Raw genomic sequence first — 15,938 nt, 5'->3', positions numbered from 1 at the left:
CGCCGTTTTACCTTCCCGTGATGCCAGAAGGTAAGTGATTACTCTTCGGCTTCGGCCGTCTGCTTTGTGGTTGCGCGCGTCTTCTTGGCAGCAGCCGTCTTCGTAGCAGCCGTCTTTGTCGCCGTCTTCGTGGCGGCCTTCTTCGCCGCCGGCGCCTTCTTGGCGGCTACCTTTGCCGGTGCCGACTCTGCCTTGGCCGCGGACTTGGCCGCAGGCTTCGCGGTCTTGGCCGCCGCGCCCGCCTTGGGTTCACGCGCCTCGAACTCGAACCCGATCTTACCGTCCGGCTGCTTGACCAGGAAAGCCTTGAAGTTGCGGCCGGTACGCGACGACTTGAAGCCAGTCAGCAGGTCGGTCTTGCCATCCGTCAGCAGCTTGCCGATCTGCTCACGCGAGATTTCCTGCTGCAGGATGATCTTGCCGCTGGTGAAGTCGCACGATTTCGCGCTGCCCACGGCGTTCTCGCAGACGTACTTCATGCCGTGCTCGTAGACCGAGCCACCGCACTTCGGACACTTGCCGACCGGGGTCTGCTCGCTGAAGTCCACCGGTTCGCCATCGCCTTCGTCGTCGTTCTGGCCGAAGTCGAACTCCATCTTCCAGTTGCCGTCGTCATCCTTGGCCAACTTCAGGATGGCCGCGAACGGCCGGCCCATCTTGCTGCGGAATCCCTGCAACGGGCCGATTTCCTTCTTCAGCAGCAGTTCCTCGACTTCCTCGATCTCGAACTGGCGGCCGCCAGGGATCTTGCTGATCGAGAATTCGCAGGCCGTGCAGGCAAAGCGGCGGTAGTTCTCCTTGACCTGGCCACCGCACTGCGGGCACGGCGTGTCGAGCGTCGCGTAATCGCCTGGAATCGTGTCGTTGTCGTATTCCTTGGCACGCTTGACGATCTGCTGCGTCATCTGCGCGATCTCGCGCATGAACTCGTCACGCTTCAGACGTCCGCGCTCGATCTGCGACAACTTGTGTTCCCACTCACCCGTCAGTTCGGCCTGGGTCAGTTCCTCCACGCCCAGCCCGCGCAACAGCGTCATCAGCTGGAACGCCTTGGCCGTGGGAATCAGCTCGCGGCCTTCGCGGACCAGATACTTCTCAGCCAGCAAGCCTTCGATGATGGCCGCGCGCGTGGCTGGCGTGCCCAGGCCCTTGCCTGCCATCGCCTCGCGTAGCGCATCGTCGTCCACGAGCTTGCCGGCACCTTCCATGGCCGACAGCAGCGTCGCTTCGTTATAGCGGGCCGGCGGGCGCGTGGTCAGGCCGACGGACTCGACCTTGTCGGTCTTGACCTTCTCGTCCTTCTGCACCGGCACCAGGTTGGCGTCCTTGTCGTCCTTGCCCTGCGCCTCGCGGCCGTAGATCACCAGCCAGCCCGGATTGACCAGGATCTTGCCCTCGGTCTTGAAGTGGTGGCCGGCAACCTCGGTGATCCGCGTGGTCACCTGGAACTCGGCGGTCGGGAAGAACACCGCCAGGAAGCGTCGCACGACCAGGTCGTACAGCTTCTGCTCGGGCTCGGACAGGTTCTTGGGCGCCTGCAGGGTCGGGATGATAGCGAAGTGATCGCTGATCTTGCTGTTGTCGAAGATCCGCTTGTTCGGCTTCACCCAGCCGCTCGACAGAATTTTCTTCGCGTGCGGCAGATAGTTCGGCGAGCTGTCGGCCAGCATGTCCATGGTCTGCTTGACCGTGTCCAGGTAGTCCTCCGGCAGCGCGCGCGCATCGGTACGCGGGTACGTCAGCACCTTGTGCTTTTCGTACAGCGCCTGCGCCAGGCCCAACGTGTTCTTGGCCGAGAATCCAAAGCGCGAGTTGGCTTCGCGCTGCAGGGTGGTCAGGTCGAACAGGGCAGGCGACTGCTGCGTCGACGGCTTGGACTCCTCGGTGACCGTGCCTTGCTTGTCACGGCAGGCCGCCACGATGCTCTTGGCTTCCGCCTCGCTCCACAGGCGCGAGTCGCGCGCCTCGGGATCGAATTCGTTCTTCTTGAACTTCGGGTCGAACCAGCGACCCTCATAGAGGCCCGCGGCGGCGATGAACTCAGCCCGCACCTCCCAGTAGTCGCGGGGGACGAAGTGTTTGATCTTCTCCTCGCGCTCGACCACGATCGACAGCGTCGGCGTCTGTACCCGGCCCACGGTGGTCAGGAAAAAGCCGCCGCCCTTGCTGTTGAAGGCCGTCATGGCACGCGTGCCGTTGATGCCGACCAGCCAGTCGGCTTCGGAGCGGCAGCGGGCCGCGTCGGCCAGCGGGAGCATTTCCTCGTCCTCGCGCAGCGCGGCAAACCCGTCGCGGATGGCCTGCGGCGTCATCGACTGCAGCCACAGGCGGCGCACCGGCTGCTTGGCCTTGGCCTGCTGGGCGATCAGTCGGAAGATCAGTTCCCCTTCGCGCCCCGCGTCACAGGCATTGATCAGCGCGGTCACGTCCTTGCGCTTGATCAGGCGGTTCAGCACCTTGAGGCGAGACTCGGTCTTGGCGATCGGGCGCAGATCGAAGTGCGGCGGGATCACCGGCAGATTGGCGAAGCTCCACTTGCCACGCTTCACCTCGTAATCGTCGGGCGCCGCGATCTCTACCAAGTGACCGACGGCCGAGGACAGCACGTAGTCGTCGCTCTCGAAATACTCGTCGTGCTTGGTAAAGCCCCCGAGGGCGCGCGCGATATCGGCGGCGACCGATGGCTTTTCCGCGATGATGAGGGCTTTAGACATTCAACGGGTCCTTGTGGCACCACTGCGCAAGGGCAGTTCGCGCCTCTTGAAATTCACGACAAACTATGTAAACAGCACGGCTGGGCTTTGAGGCGCCAATAATAAGCGCGGTTCGGACGGCGGTGCAAGCTGATGCCGCGCCCAAACGCGGCACCACGCAACGCCGGCCTGCTTCCTACCCAAGCAACCAGTCGAGCACTTGAGGAATCTCCGACGCCGTTGCCGGCATCGCACTGCCACGCACCAGCATCCGGTCCAGAACTTCCAGGTGGGGCAACACCGTTCCGTAAAAGTGCGGTGCCCCTCCGGCAATGGGCTGAATCAATACAGTAGGAAAGTTTTCGATATCGATGTCCTCACCCAGCCGATCGGCATGGGTTTCGATATCGACCCAGACAAAACAGTCGTCCGGATAGCGTGCCGCCAACGCCGCAAACCCGCTCACATATTCCTTGCAGGTCCCACACCAGTCGGCGCACAGGCACGCAACCAGACGGCCGCCTGGGCGCGCCGCCAGAGCCTGACGGATGGCTGCGAGATCTCGCTCGGGGAAGTAAACGGTCATTGCGCACAAAAAATGAGACGGTTGCGATACCGCGGATCATGCCAGACGTCGGTAACGATTGCCGGCCATGCGTTCGACCGTTCCCCCAAGCTCAAGCTCCAGAAGCATTGCCGCCGCCATATGCGGCGCGAGACCAGACCGCTCGCACAACGCATCGAACGTGACAGGATCATAGGCGAGGGCGGCGCCGAACGGATCACCGGGCACTGGCGCCGAATCGGGTACGGGTACCGGGGCGACAGAAGCCACCCCGCCCGGATCGCCGAACTCCTCGAACACGTCGGCCGGTGTCTCGACCAGCTTGGCCCCCTGACGGATCAGCTTGTGGCAGCCTCGGGCCAGCTCCGCATGGATCGATCCCGGCATCGCGAATACCTCCCTGCCGATCTCGGACGCCAGCCGCGCCGTAATCAGCGAACCCGACCGCTCCGCCGCCTCCACCACCAGCACGCCGCGAGACAGCGCCGCAATGATACGGTTGCGACGCGGAAAGTGGTTCGGCAACCCGGGCGTGCCGAGTGCAAACTCGCTGACGATGGCACCGCCCGCGTCGACGATCCGATGTGCCAGCGCATGATGCCTGCCCGGGTAGACGATGTCGGCGCCCGTCCCGATCACTGCCACGGTGCCGCCCGGCCCCTCAAGTGCCCCGGCGTGGGCTGCGGCGTCGATGCCGAGCGCAAGGCCGGACACCACTGTCCATCCGGCATTGGAAAACGCTGATGCAAATGCCTGGGCATCGCGCGCGCCTTGCGTTGTCGCCTTGCGCGCGCCGACCATGCCAAGCGCTGGGCCGGCCAGACGGGCAGGGTCTCCATTGATATAGAGCAGCAGGGGAGGGTCGGCCAGATCGAGCAGGCCCGCCGGGTAACCGGCATCGGCCATCGTGACCATGGCATGGCGGGCATCGGCCAACCACGCAACCGTCCGGTCGATCAACGCCGACATGGCGGCATCCAGCGGCGCGTTCAATACACACGCCACCTTGGCATCCACCACTTCACGCAGGCTTGCCAGGTTCTGGGCGAGCACAGTCTGCGGCAGGCCGAACTTCGCCAGCAGGCGTCGTCCGGCCAGTGCGCTGACGCCCGGCGTCGCCGTTAGCCGCAGCCAGGCTGCGACCTCGGCGGGATCGCGAGTCGAATCGGTCATCGGCAACGATGCGGCGCGTGGCAGGGCACGCGCCCTGGTCAGCGCGGCGTCGAGGCGATATCGCCAACCTTCATCACGTTGGACGCGTCGGTCACCAGCGCGTACGCAACGCCCGGGAACACGCGGTAGACGTACGCGAGACCGTAGCGATCATCGGGCAACTCGATAGCGCGATTGCCATCGGTCGGATCGGCGACGTGGCCGCCATCGCTCGAGAGCGCCAGCACGTGGCCCGGCTCCAGACCGGCGTTGGCGCCAATATTGAGCACCACGATCTGCTTGGCGCCGCCATAGCGCACGCCGCCATACACCGCGGCGACACGTCCCTCGACTTCACCATCGGGAGCATGCGGCACATAGCGGATCAGTTCGCGCTGCGGCTGCGGCAGCAGCAGCGATCCCGGACCGATTTCCTGCAGGGACTGGGTGGCCTGGACCGTGGTCACCGCGTTGGGGCCCTCGGGTCCGCGCGTCACGCGCACGCTGCCTTCGTAAGCCGCCTCGAAGCCGATTACCCGGCCGGTGACCGGATCGAGCACGGGGCTGGCCGGCCGGAATGCCTGCCAGTCGCTGCCGAGCGAGGCGTCGGCCGGCGCAATGCCACGCGCGTAGGCCATGTCACCGCGCCCCATATAGACACGGGCGTCGGGCAGAGCGACGATGCGCGCCGAGGTATCCACCGTGCCTTGGTCAACGACGAGCGGACGGATCAGGAACGGCTCGATATCGCTGGAGGCAATGCTCTGGATGGCCTCGCCGTCGCCACCATTCCCGCGAATGCGCGGGGACAGGCGGACGTCGCCGCTGGCACCGCCCGGAGGGTTGGTGGACAGGTAGGCGCGGCCATCGCGCTGGACCAGATAAAGAATCTGGCCCGGATAGATCAGGTGAGGATTGTGGACCTGCTGCCGGTTCATGCCCCACAGCTGGGGCCAGCGCCAGGGCTGGCGCAGGTACTGTCCGGAAATGCCCCAAAGCGTGTCGCCCGAACGCACCGTATACTGACTGGGCGCATTGGGCGAGAGGTCGGCAACGGGGATGCCCTGCTGTGCCGTGCGATCGGCCTCCGCAAGCTGGACCGGCGAGACGCTCAGGTCAGCGGCCTGAACCGCCATGGTCGCCCCAGTTGTGATCCCTGCGACACTCAAGATGGCGAGGGTGAACGCGTGCAGCCTGCGGCCCGACGCCGCCTGTTCTTTGGTAAGATCGCGCATTTTCCTGAACCGGTCGGGAGAACGACCGGATTGACCCTAGGTAGAGCGTGCCTGCTGCGGCGCGCCTTGAATTTTTGTACTAGCGCCCCGATTCTGCATGGAAACCCCGGTCGCCGCAACGGCGGCTGGACCGTGGACAGCACCCGGCGTTGCGCCCGAGCATCATGGCAAAACTCGACATCCTCACCTACCCCGATCCTCGCCTGCACAAAGTGGCCAAGCCCGTGGAGGTGGTGGACGACCGCATCCGCCAGCTCGTGAAAGACATGGCCGAAACCATGTACGAAGCGCCCGGCATCGGCCTGGCCGCGACGCAAGTGGACGTGCACGAGCGCGTGATCGTGATCGACATTTCCGAGAGCCGCGACGAGTTGATGGTGTTCATCAACCCCGAGGTCACTTGGGCCAGCGAGAACCGCAAGGTATGGGAAGAGGGCTGCCTGTCGGTGCCCGAAGTCTATGACCGCGTGGAGCGCCCGGATCGCGTCAAGGTACGCGCGCTCGACGAGAAGGGCGAAGCGTTCGAGCTCGACGCCGACGATCTGCTCGCTGTATGTATACAGCACGAGATCGATCACCTCGACGGCAAGGTATTCGTGGAATATCTGTCGCCACTCAAGCTCCAACGCATCAAGAGCAAGCTCCAGAAGCGCGTGCGCTCGCGCATGTAAGGATGTAACAATCGCGCGGAAGCGGAAACGCCTCTGCTAAGGTTACAGCTTCCGAAGAACACATACGTACCCGGCCGCTATGCGGCCGGTGTCGTTTTCATTGCGGAATATCGTCATGACCCAAGCCCAGCCACTGCGCGTCGCTTTTGCGGGAACGCCGGAATTCGCGCGCGTCGCCCTTGAGGCCATTCACGCTGCCGGATTTCCGGTGGTCGCCGTGCTGACCCAGCCAGACCGGCCCGCCGGCCGCGGCATGCAATTGCAGGCCAGCCCGGTCAAACAGTTTGCCGTCGAGGCCGGCCTGGGCCCAGTGCTGCAGCCACGCTCGTTGCGCCGCCAGGGCAAGTATCCGGAGGAAGCCGGCGCGGCCGTCGACACGCTCGCGGAAATCGCACCCGATGTGATGGTGGTGGCCGCCTACGGGCTGATTCTGCCGACCGAAGTCCTTGAGTTGCCGCGTCATGGCTGCCTGAATATCCATGCCTCGCTGCTGCCGCGGTGGCGCGGCGCCGCGCCGATCCACCGCGCGATCGAGGCGGGGGACCCGGAGACCGGCATCACGCTGATGCAGATGGACGAGGGGCTCGACACCGGCGCGATGCTGTCGCGCGAGTCCACGCCGATCGGCCCCCAGGACAGTACCGGCACGCTGCATGACACACTGGCCGCGCTCGGCGGGCGCATGATCGTGGACGCGCTGCGCCAGCTCGCCGCAGGCCAGCCGCTCACCGCCACGCCGCAGCCCGAAGCCGGCGTCACCTACGCGGAAAAGATCGCTAAGGATGAGGCACCGCTCGACCTGACGCGCCCGGCCATCGAACTGGCGAACCAGATCCGCGCCTTCAATCCGTTCCCGGGCGCCACGGTGCAAGTCGGCGACACCATCATCAAGTGCTGGCAGGCGCTGCCGCTGGCTGCCGCCACGAGCCTGCCGCATCCCCCGGGTACGATCCTGGCCGCCGACACAGCCGGCGTGATCATCGCCTGCGGCAATGGCAGCGCCCTGCAGGTCACCGAGCTGCAGAAGCCCGGCGGCCGGCGCCAGCCGGCGCAACAGTTCCTGCAGGCCATGCCGCTGCCACCGGGAACGCGCTGCCTGATTGCCGGCGCCTAGCGGGCACTGCGTGGCGAGTGCTGCAGCAATGTGACGCCGGATTATCACAATGCGTAAAACACCGCCTCCGGCATTGAATTTCCACGGTTCGCACCCTATCTAACCGTTATCGTGTCCACGCAGGGGCGTGGCACGCGACTGACAGACGATCTGGAGATCAAGCCATGTTCAACTGGGTCAAGACCTTCATGCTGATGGCCGCGATCACGGCGCTGTTCGTTGTGATCGGCGGCATGATCGGCGGACGCAACGGCATGACATTCGCCCTGCTGATCGCGCTCGGCATGAACTTCTTCTCCTACTGGTTCTCGGACAAGATGGTCCTGCGCATGTACAACGCGCAGGAAGTGGATGCCAGCACCGCGCCGCAGTTCTACAACATGGTGCACGAGCTTTCGCAGCGTGCCGGCCTGCCGATGCCGCGCGTGTACCTGATCAACGAGGACGCGCCAAACGCGTTTGCCACGGGCCGCAATCCCGAGCACGCGGCGGTGGCCGCCACCACGGGCATCCTGCGGGTGCTGTCGGACCGCGAACTGCGCGGCGTGATGGCCCACGAACTCGCGCACGTGAAGCATCGCGACATCCTGACCTCGACCATCGCCGCGACGATGGCCGGCGCCATTTCCGCGCTGGCCAATATGGCGATGTTCTTCGGCGGGCGCGACGAGAACGGCAACCGCTCGAATCCGATTGCCGCCATCGCCGTGGCGATCCTGGCGCCGCTGGCGGCATCATTGATCCAGATGGCGATCTCGCGGGCCCGCGAATTCGAGGCCGACCGCGGCGGCGCGGAGATCAGCGGAGACCCGCAGGCCCTGGCCAGCGCGCTCGACAAGATCCATCGCTACGCCCAGGGCATTCCGTTCCAGGCCGCCGAGGAGCATCCGGCCACGGCGCAGATGATGATCATGAATCCGCTCTCGGGCGGCGGGATCGCGAACCTGTTCTCGACCCACCCCGCCACGGAGGAACGGATCGCGCGCCTGATGCAGATGGCGCAGACCGGCACCTACCCGGCCTGACGCGCATTGCCACGTTTCCGGGGGCTCATGCCAGGTAACGGGTAAACTGCCCGCTGTGTTCCGTCAGGAGCCGGCGGGCTTTTTCGTATCCGCACGCGCCCGACGGCCCGTACCACCCGTTTTTTGCAGATTTCCGGTATTTCCCATGCGCCTGCCACCAGATTCCCTTGCCTTCCAGATGCTCGGCGCCGCCGCTGCAGTACGCGGCGTCCATGAAGGCACGGCCCTGCCGCAAGCCATCGAGGACGCCACCAACCTGCTGCGCCTGGACCGCGTGCGCGATGCCGCGACGCGCGGCGCCATCCAGGACCTGGCCTATCGCACCGTGCGGCAGTTCGGCGCCACACGCGCCCTGGTGACGCAACTGGTCACACGCCCGCCCGGCGCGCTGGTCGACTCCCTGCTGGCCGTGGCGCTCGCGCTGCTGCTCGAAGGCGAGGAGGGCGATCGGAGCAAGGTCGGACGCGGCGGCTACTCCGACTTCACCGTCGTCGATCAGGCCGTCAGCGCGGCGGCCTCGGAGCCAAAGACCGCCCACGCGCGCGGGCTCGTCAACGCAGTACTGCGCCGGTTCCTGCGTGAGCGCAAGGCCCTGATGGACGCGATCGCCAAGGACGAGGAAGCGCGCTGGAACCTGCCCACGTGGTGGCTTGAGCAACTCCGCGCCGCATACCCGGATCGATGGATGGCATTGGCAGAGAGCGTCAATGTCCGCCCGCCAATGACATTGCGCGTCAACACCAAGCGCCTGTCGGTCGACGAATACCTGAAGGAACTGGCCAACGCGGGCATGGCGGGCACCGCCATCGGCCCTCAGGCCGTGCGGCTGGTTCGGGCATTTCCGGTATCGCAAGTGCCAGGTTTCGCCACCGGCGATGTCTCCGTACAGGATGCCGGCGCCCAGCTTGCCGCGCCGCTCTGCGAGGTTGCCGACGGGATGCGCGTGCTGGACGCCTGCGCGGCCCCCGGAGGCAAGACCGGCCATCTGCTCGAACTGGCCGATATCCATGTGACCGCCGTGGAGAGCGATGCGGAGCGAGCCGCGCGCATTCATGAGAATCTGGCCCGCCTGGACCAGCGTGCCGAGGTCATCGTTGGCGATGCCAGCCGCCCGAAGGACTGGTGGGATGGCCAGCAGTTCGACCGCATTCTGGCCGATGTGCCGTGCTCGGCGTCGGGCATCGTCCGACGCCATCCCGATATCCGCTGGCTGCGACGCGAATCGGACATCGCGAAGCTTGTCAATGAGCAACGTCGCATCGTGTCGCAATTGTGGTCGCTCCTTAAGCCAGGCGGCATTCTGGTCTATGTGACCTGTTCTATTTTCCCAACGGAGGGCGAGGAGCAGGCGCTCTGGTTTGGTGCCCAGCTCCCAGATGCGATACGATTGCAGGCGCCCGGGCAGCTCCTGCCCGGCACGAAGGCGCAGGAGACGGCCGGCACCAACATGGCCGGCCAGCCAAGCCTGCCATCGGATCACGATGGCTTCTACTACGCCCGCTTCCAGAAACGCGCCTGAATTCCACCGATGCTGAGCACGCCGCGCCTGTTCGACCTACGTGTCCCCGGTCACGCGTTGCGCGAGTGCCCGGCAGACTCGCTGGTGAACACACTCCGCGCATGGTGCGCGGCCACGATGATGCTGCTGATGCTGATGGTGCTTGCCCCGCATGCATCGGCGCAGCTCATCGAGACCACCGAGGCCCGCATCGAGTACCAGGACGGCGGGTTCGATCTCGCCGCGTCGTTCGACTTCGACCTGCCCCCCGCGCTGGAAGACGCCCTGCACAAGGGCATCTCGCTCTATTTCGTCGTCGACTTCCAGCTCACGCGCCCACGCTGGTACTGGTTCGACGAGAAGCCGGTCAACACCATGCGCACGGTGCGCATTTCCTATCAGCCGTTGACGCGCCAGTACCGCGTGTCGACCGGCGGCCTGCAGTTGCCGTTCAGCCGCCTCAAGAGCGCGCTGCAGTTCATCCAGCAGGTACGCGGCTGGCGTGTGTTCGAACGCAACCAGGTCAGGCTCGGCGAGACCTATCACGCCGAAACACGGATGCGCCTGGACCTGTCCCAGCTACCTAAACCGTTTCAGATCAACGCCGTGAATACGCGTGAGTGGAACCTATCGTCGGAGTGGAAGCGCTTCAACTACACGGTGCCGACCAATCTCGACGCGCCGCCGCCGCCGGCCCCGGTAGCACCGCCACCCGTTGCGCCACCCGCACCGCCGGCCATGCCCGGCTCGTCACCAACGCCCGCTTCGGCCGTCAGCGGAGAACCACGCACGCAGTTCTCGCAAACGCTGTCTAACGCGTTGTCCACGAACCAACTGGTCCAGCCGGTCAGCCAGCCATGAACGGCAATCCGTGGGACAGCAGATTCCGACGCCTGCTCTATCGCGTCGTGGTGGGCATCATCGTCTTCCTGGCGTTGGTGCTGGTGGGACTGCTAGCCGGAGCCTCGGCCAATACCGAGTTCTTCGACCGCTATTTCACGCTGCTCTTCAAGATCAATCTCGTCGTCGGCGCCTTGCTGGTGCTGACCGTGGGCGCGCTCGCGCTGACGCTCTGGCTGCGCTATCGCCGCGGCAAGTTCGGCACGCGGCTGATGTCGAAGCTTGCCGTGTTCTTCGGCGTGGTGGGCGTATTGCCGGGCGTTCTGATCTATCTCGTCTCGCTGCAGTTTGTTTCCCGCAGTATCGAGTCGTGGTTCGACGTGCGCGTGGAAACCGCGCTCGAGGCCGGCCTCAATCTCGGCCGCTCCACCATCGACAGCCAGTTGGCCGACCTTCAGGGCAAGGCACGCTTGATGGCCGACCAGCTGACCGGCTCGACCGGCATGGCAACGTCACTGCAACTGAACCGCCTGCGCGAGCAGTACGGCGTACAGGAAGCCGCGATCTTTACAGGCAGCGGCCGCGTGCTGGCAACCGCGTCGAGCAGCTATGCGTCGCTGGTGCCGGACCTGCCATCCGGCGTGCTGGCAGAGCAAGCGCGCATGGCCGGAGGCTATGCGGCAGTGGAGGGTGGCACCGATCCGTCGACTGGCGACAAACCGCAGCCCAATGTCGATAGCAGCCATCTCTACCGGCTGCGCGTGATCATTCCGCTGGGGCCCGCGCCGAGCGCGGCAGCCTCCGACGATCAGGCACAGGCCACTGCAAGCGCTGCCGTAGCCGCGGCGGCGCGTACCCAGCATCCCCCGCCAAAACTCGGCCTGCCCGTGCCGAGCAGTCGTTGGGCAGGCTCGGGCCTGTCCGTGGAGCGCCGCCCCGAGGATGCGCCCGCCACGGGCTTCGGCCTGGTGGGCGACACTGTGCGCGAGGAGCGATACCTGCAGGTCCTGCACCCGGTACCTGGCGTGCTGGCGCGCAATGCCGACGAGGTCCAGCGGGCCTATCAGGAATATCAGGAAAAGGCGCTGGGCCGCACCGGCCTGCGCAAGATGTACATTGGCACGCTGACGCTGACGCTGTTCCTCGCCGTGTTTATCGCCGTGATGCTGGCGCTGCTGCTGGGCGGCCAGCTAGCCCGCCCGCTGCTGATGCTGCTGCAGGGCACGAAGGAAGTGGCGGAGGGCGACCTCTCTCCCAAGCGTGAACTCAAGAGCCGCGACGAACTCGGGATGCTGACCCAGCAGTTCAACCAGATGACGCGCCAGCTTGCTGAAGCGCGCATCGCCGTGGAAGAGAATCGCAGTGCGCTCGAGCAGTCGAAGGCGTATCTGGAAAGCGTGCTGCGGAATCTGACCGCAGGTGTGCTCGTGTTCGACCGGCGCTTTGTGCTGATCACCACCAACCCCGGCGCCGAGCGCATCTTCCGCCAGCCGCTCAACGGTGTGCTGGGGCACCCGGTGGAACAGATCCCCGGCATGAACGACTTCGCGGAGATCGTGCGTCAGGCATTTTCCGAGCAGACCACCAGCGAGGTCCTGGGTGGCGCGCAGCACTGGCAGAAGCAGATCGAGTTGCCGCAGGGCGACGAGGAGCAGCCGCTCACACTGCTGGTTCGCGGCGCGCATCTTCCTGGCGGCAGCCATGACGAACCGGGCTACGTGGTGGTGTTCGACGATATCTCAGACGTGATCTCGGCACAGCGTTCGGTGGCCTGGGGAGAAGTGGCGCGCCGTCTTGCCCACGAGATCAAGAATCCGCTGACACCGATCCAGCTATCGGCGGAACGGCTGCAGATGAAGCTGTCCCCTAAACTTGAGACGTCGGATGCCGAAGTACTGAAACGTGGGGCGGCGACAATCGTCAACCAGGTGGCAGCGATGAAGCGCATGGTCGATGATTTCCGCGACTACGCGCGCACGCCGCCGGCTGTGATGCAGTCGCTGCCGCTCAACGGCCTGGTGTCGGAAGTCCTGCATCTTTACGGCATCGATGACCCTGCCGTGCACGAGCACCCCGTGATCCATCCGACGCTGGACACGGATATGCCTGAAATCAAAGGCGATCCGACCCAACTCAGGCAAGTGATTCACAACCTGTTGCAAAATGCCCAGGATGCGGTGGCGGAGAACGTTGCGGCCGGTAGGGCGGCGCCCCATATCACTCTGCACACCGAGACTGTAGAATACAAAGATTCTGCCGGCGAAGACCGGCAAGCCGTCAAGCTGTCCATAGCGGACAATGGCCCCGGCTTCGCACCACGGATTCTGAGCCGCGCGTTCGAACCCTATGTGACCACGAAGGCCAAGGGCACGGGTCTCGGGCTGGCGATGGTGAAAAAGATCATTGACGAACATGGCGCACGCATCGAGGTGCGCAATCGCATGAACGGCACCGAGATCATTGGCGCTCAGATCTCGATCCTGTTCGTTAAGCTGGCATAGTCAATCTTGCGCACCGGCAACGTCCGGTGACGCTGCGGTGGGGTTAAGAGGAACGTATGGCAACCATCCTCGTAGTCGATGACGAAATGGGTATCCGGGAGCTGCTCTCGGAAATCCTGAGCGACGAAGGCCACGTGGTCGAAGTGGCGGAGAACGCCCAGCAGGCACGCGAGTTTCGTGCAGGCGCGACGCCGGACCTGGTGCTGCTCGATATCTGGATGCCAGATACGGACGGCGTGACGCTGCTCAAGGAGTGGTCGGCACAGGGCTTCCTGACCATGCCGGTCATCATGATGTCCGGCCATGCGACGATCGACACGGCCGTCGAAGCCACCAAGATCGGCGCGCTCAACTTCCTTGAGAAGCCGATCGCGCTGCAGAAGCTGCTGTCCGCCGTCGAGGCAGGGCTGGCCCGTGGCGTCGAGCGCCCACGTGCCGCGCCTTCCGTGGTGGCCGCACCTGCCGCCGTCAGCACGGGCGAAGCCGCGGTCTCCGCGATAGCAACCGCCGAAGTACCGGCCGAGGCCATCGCGAACGGCACGGCCACACGCGGTGTACCCGAAGGTGAAATGCAGTTCTCGTTCGACATGCCGCTGCGTGAAGCCCGCGACCTGTTCGAGCGTGCGTACTTCGAGTACCACCTGGTGCGCGAACACGGCAGCATGACCCGTGTGGCGGAGAAGACCGGTCTGGAGCGTACCCACCTGTACCGCAAGCTCAAGCAGCTGGGCGTGGAACTGGGCCGCAACAAGCCCGAGCCGACCGAACAATAAGTGGCTCGACAAAACGCTTGACGAACCAATTTTGCACAGTTATAGTTTCGCTTCTTTGGCCCGGTAGCTCAGTCGGTAGAGCAGAGGATTGAAAATCCTTGTGTCGGCGGTTCGATTCCGTCCCAGGCCACCAGATTCAAGCAAAACGGACGCTTCGGCGTCCGTTTTGCTTTTTGCGTTCTGCATTTGGCCGGTTGGAATCGGGCGATGCCCGATCCCGCGACCATCAAGCATCTGGCCTGCTGTGCGACTACGCCGTCGCCTGAAGCCCCTTCGGGGTACGGAGCAGGTTCAGCACCACCATCACCACGACGTTCGCCGCGAGGCAGGGCAGTCCCAGGTTGATGCCACCCAGATCCACCTTCTCGAGATACAGCACGACCGCCATCAACTGGCCGGTCAGGATGCCCAGCACCACCGCGCTTGGCCTGACACGTAGCGAGAACAGGATGACGATCATCCCTGGCAGGAACTGCGTCACGCCGTAGTACGTGGTGTTGATCAGCGTGAGCATCAGGTTCGGCGCCATCAGCGTCATCAGGATTGACACGATCAGGTACACGACGATCACCCCCTTTGCACCTGCCTTCTGCCTGGACTCTGGCAGGTGCGGCAGCAGGTTGCGCGTGACGATGGGACCGATCGCCAGACACATGCCCGTCAGCACCAGCAGGCCCGACAGCGCCGCGGCCGCCGCCACCAGGCCCAGTAGCCAGGAGGGCAGCAGGTGGGTGGCCGCCACGAAGAAGGCCTCGTTCGCCGTTGCAAGTGTGTCGCTGCGCGTCAGCGCGTAGTACGACGCCAGTACCAGGAACGGATACATCAGCATGTACAGCGGCATGGCCACCTGCGTGCGGCGGATCGTATCTGCGCTTTTCGCGGTGTAGATGAACTGCACCGAGATCGGCATCATGTAGAAGCCAAGCGACTGGAACAATATCGTGCTCATCGAGAAACGTAGCTGCTCGTCGTTCATCCGGTTGCTGACGTGCTCGCTCGCCACGTGGAAGACCTTCGCTACGCCAACTTCGCCCGCAACCGCCAGGCCCGTCACCACGATCGCCACCACCATCAGCACGTCCTTGAGCACCGCCACGTAGGCCGACGAACGCACGCCGGAAATGGCGATGTACGTGAAGGCGAGCACCGCCGCGATCAGGACCAGATGGAGCGGCTGGAAGCTCCAGCCCAGCCCCCGGAACGCGGCGATCAGGCCAGTGAACTGGAGCTGTGCCATCGGCAGCAGGAACAGGATCGACGACAGCGCGACTACGAACTCCACGGCGCGGTTGTCGAAGTGGCCCTTGAACAGGTCCGCCAGTGTGATGGCATTGAAGCGCTGGCCGGCCTCCCAGATCTTCGGCGCCAGGAAGTAGCCGAGCGGATAGGCCAGCAGGATGTAGCCCAGGAACCAGATGCCGTAGGTCGGCCCCTTCGCGTAGATACCGCCGGCGAAGCCCACCATCGTGGCCACGCTGTAGATCTCGCCAGCCGCCAGGAAGAACACGAGGAACGCGCCGAACTGCCGGGACGCGACGAAGAAGTCATGAGCGCTTTGCGACCCCGTTCCCTTGCGCGAACGCAGGGCCAGGTACAGCGACAGGACGATGAAGCCGAGGAAAACCGCTGTGGACATAAGAGTGGCTCCCGGAAGTCAGGCGTCCAGCCGACGCTCGGCGTCGACAGGACGGTCGAAGAAACGCCAGCAGACGTAGAGGCACACCGACGTCAGCACGAACCAGGCGAACATCCACGCATAGACGAATGGCACGCCGAGCACGAAGGTGTCCACCGACGCAACCCAGGGCAGCAGCCCCAGCACGCCAACGTAGGGAATGCCGATGCCGATCAGTAGCTTGAGCATGACCGGA

Annotated in this window: 13 protein-coding genes and 1 tRNA gene; 8 read left to right on the top strand and 6 right to left on the bottom strand. The window is 64.7% G+C overall.

Annotated features, from left to right (window positions below; genetic code table 11):
- Positions 1-38 precede the first annotated feature (38 nt).
- The 4 genes from RMET_RS17930 to RMET_RS17915 form a co-directional block, all read right to left on the bottom strand.
- Positions 39-2,714 carry a DNA topoisomerase III gene (locus tag RMET_RS17930; RefSeq protein WP_011517984.1) on the bottom strand — a complete coding sequence of 892 codons (2,676 nt, stop codon included), beginning with the start codon at positions 2,712-2,714 and terminating at the stop codon, positions 39-41.
- 175 nt (positions 2,715-2,889) lie between these two features.
- Positions 2,890-3,279 (bottom strand): thioredoxin family protein, encoded by a 390-nt coding sequence (locus RMET_RS17925; RefSeq protein WP_011517983.1) that lies wholly within the window; start codon positions 3,277-3,279, stop codon positions 2,890-2,892.
- Positions 3,280-3,315: 36 nt separating this feature from the next.
- Positions 3,316-4,431: a DNA-processing protein DprA gene (gene dprA / locus RMET_RS17920; RefSeq protein WP_011517982.1), complete on the bottom strand. Its 1,116-nt coding sequence runs from the start codon at positions 4,429-4,431 to the stop codon at positions 3,316-3,318.
- A gap of 38 nt (positions 4,432-4,469) precedes the next feature.
- A complete protein-coding gene (locus RMET_RS17915) occupies positions 4,470-5,645 on the bottom strand; it encodes a LysM peptidoglycan-binding domain-containing protein (protein ID WP_029306835.1) in 1,176 nt (391 codons plus the stop codon).
- Between the two features lie 164 nt (positions 5,646-5,809).
- Here RMET_RS17915 and def point away from each other — a divergent pair, with 164 nt between their 5' ends.
- The 8 genes from def (at position 5,810) to RMET_RS17875 (ending at position 14,200) form a co-directional block, all read left to right on the top strand.
- Entirely contained in the window at positions 5,810-6,316 is a 507-nt protein-coding gene (gene def, locus RMET_RS17910; RefSeq protein WP_011517980.1) for a peptide deformylase, read from the top strand.
- Positions 6,317-6,431: 115 nt separating this feature from the next.
- On the top strand, positions 6,432-7,430 hold the full coding sequence (gene fmt, locus RMET_RS17905) for a methionyl-tRNA formyltransferase (protein ID WP_029306836.1): 999 nt from the start codon (positions 6,432-6,434) through the stop codon (positions 7,428-7,430).
- Positions 7,431-7,594: 164 nt separating this feature from the next.
- Complete coding sequence (gene htpX, locus RMET_RS17900; protein ID WP_008641022.1) at positions 7,595-8,455, top strand: zinc metalloprotease HtpX; 861 nt, start codon at positions 7,595-7,597, stop codon at positions 8,453-8,455.
- Positions 8,456-8,600: 145 nt separating this feature from the next.
- The gene (gene rsmB / locus RMET_RS17895) at positions 8,601-9,974 is read left to right on the top strand and encodes a 16S rRNA (cytosine(967)-C(5))-methyltransferase RsmB (RefSeq protein ID WP_011517978.1); all 1,374 of its coding nucleotides are present in this window, start codon (positions 8,601-8,603) and stop codon (positions 9,972-9,974) included.
- 9 nt (positions 9,975-9,983) lie between these two features.
- Positions 9,984-10,814: a DUF4390 domain-containing protein gene (locus RMET_RS17890; protein WP_011517977.1), complete on the top strand. Its 831-nt coding sequence runs from the start codon at positions 9,984-9,986 to the stop codon at positions 10,812-10,814.
- Positions 10,811-13,294 carry a sensor histidine kinase gene (locus RMET_RS17885; RefSeq protein WP_011517976.1) on the top strand — a complete coding sequence of 828 codons (2,484 nt, stop codon included), beginning with the start codon at positions 10,811-10,813 and terminating at the stop codon, positions 13,292-13,294. The genes RMET_RS17890 and RMET_RS17885 overlap by 4 nt, the downstream gene beginning before the upstream one ends.
- Before the next feature lie 56 nt (positions 13,295-13,350).
- Positions 13,351-14,067 carry a response regulator gene (locus RMET_RS17880; protein ID WP_011517975.1) on the top strand — a complete coding sequence of 239 codons (717 nt, stop codon included), beginning with the start codon at positions 13,351-13,353 and terminating at the stop codon, positions 14,065-14,067.
- 57 nt (positions 14,068-14,124) lie between these two features.
- A tRNA-Phe gene (locus RMET_RS17875) sits at positions 14,125-14,200 on the top strand.
- A gap of 117 nt (positions 14,201-14,317) precedes the next feature.
- Here RMET_RS17875 and RMET_RS17870 read toward each other — a convergent pair.
- Together RMET_RS17870 and RMET_RS17865 are read right to left on the bottom strand one after the other, a co-directional pair.
- Positions 14,318-15,703 (bottom strand): sodium:solute symporter family protein, encoded by a 1,386-nt coding sequence (locus tag RMET_RS17870; RefSeq protein ID WP_011517974.1) that lies wholly within the window; start codon positions 15,701-15,703, stop codon positions 14,318-14,320.
- An 18-nt stretch (positions 15,704-15,721) separates the two neighbouring features.
- Positions 15,722-15,931, bottom strand: a complete 210-nt coding sequence (locus RMET_RS17865) for a DUF3311 domain-containing protein (protein ID WP_011517973.1) — start codon at positions 15,929-15,931, stop codon at positions 15,722-15,724.
- Positions 15,932-15,938 lie beyond the last annotated feature (7 nt).

The organism is Cupriavidus metallidurans CH34, from assembly GCF_000196015.1.
Taxonomy (GTDB): Bacteria; Pseudomonadota; Gammaproteobacteria; order Burkholderiales; family Burkholderiaceae; genus Cupriavidus; species Cupriavidus metallidurans.
Note: the sequence above shows the minus strand (reverse complement) of the source record. Positions and strands in the feature narration are given on the sequence as shown.

Bases quoted from the DNA above. Each gene is read 5' to 3' on its own strand.
- RMET_RS17930 (WP_011517984.1), bottom strand. From the start codon at position 2,714: ATGTCTAAAGCCCTCATCATCGCGGAAAAGCCATCGGTCGCCGCCGAT.
- RMET_RS17925 (WP_011517983.1), bottom strand. From the start codon at position 3,279: ATGACCGTTTACTTCCCCGAGCGAGATCTCGCAGCCATCCGTCAGGCT.
- dprA (WP_011517982.1), bottom strand. From the start codon at position 4,431: ATGACCGATTCGACTCGCGATCCCGCCGAGGTCGCAGCCTGGCTGCGG.
- RMET_RS17915 (WP_029306835.1), bottom strand. From the start codon at position 5,645: ATGCGCGATCTTACCAAAGAACAGGCGGCGTCGGGCCGCAGGCTGCAC.
- def (WP_011517980.1), top strand. From the start codon at position 5,810: ATGGCAAAACTCGACATCCTCACCTACCCCGATCCTCGCCTGCACAAA.
- fmt (WP_029306836.1), top strand. From the start codon at position 6,432: ATGACCCAAGCCCAGCCACTGCGCGTCGCTTTTGCGGGAACGCCGGAA.
- htpX (WP_008641022.1), top strand. From the start codon at position 7,595: ATGTTCAACTGGGTCAAGACCTTCATGCTGATGGCCGCGATCACGGCG.
- rsmB (WP_011517978.1), top strand. From the start codon at position 8,601: ATGCGCCTGCCACCAGATTCCCTTGCCTTCCAGATGCTCGGCGCCGCC.
- RMET_RS17890 (WP_011517977.1), top strand. From the start codon at position 9,984: ATGCTGAGCACGCCGCGCCTGTTCGACCTACGTGTCCCCGGTCACGCG.
- RMET_RS17885 (WP_011517976.1), top strand. From the start codon at position 10,811: ATGAACGGCAATCCGTGGGACAGCAGATTCCGACGCCTGCTCTATCGC.
- RMET_RS17880 (WP_011517975.1), top strand. From the start codon at position 13,351: ATGGCAACCATCCTCGTAGTCGATGACGAAATGGGTATCCGGGAGCTG.
- RMET_RS17870 (WP_011517974.1), bottom strand. From the start codon at position 15,703: ATGTCCACAGCGGTTTTCCTCGGCTTCATCGTCCTGTCGCTGTACCTG.
- RMET_RS17865 (WP_011517973.1), bottom strand. From the start codon at position 15,931: ATGCTCAAGCTACTGATCGGCATCGGCATTCCCTACGTTGGCGTGCTG.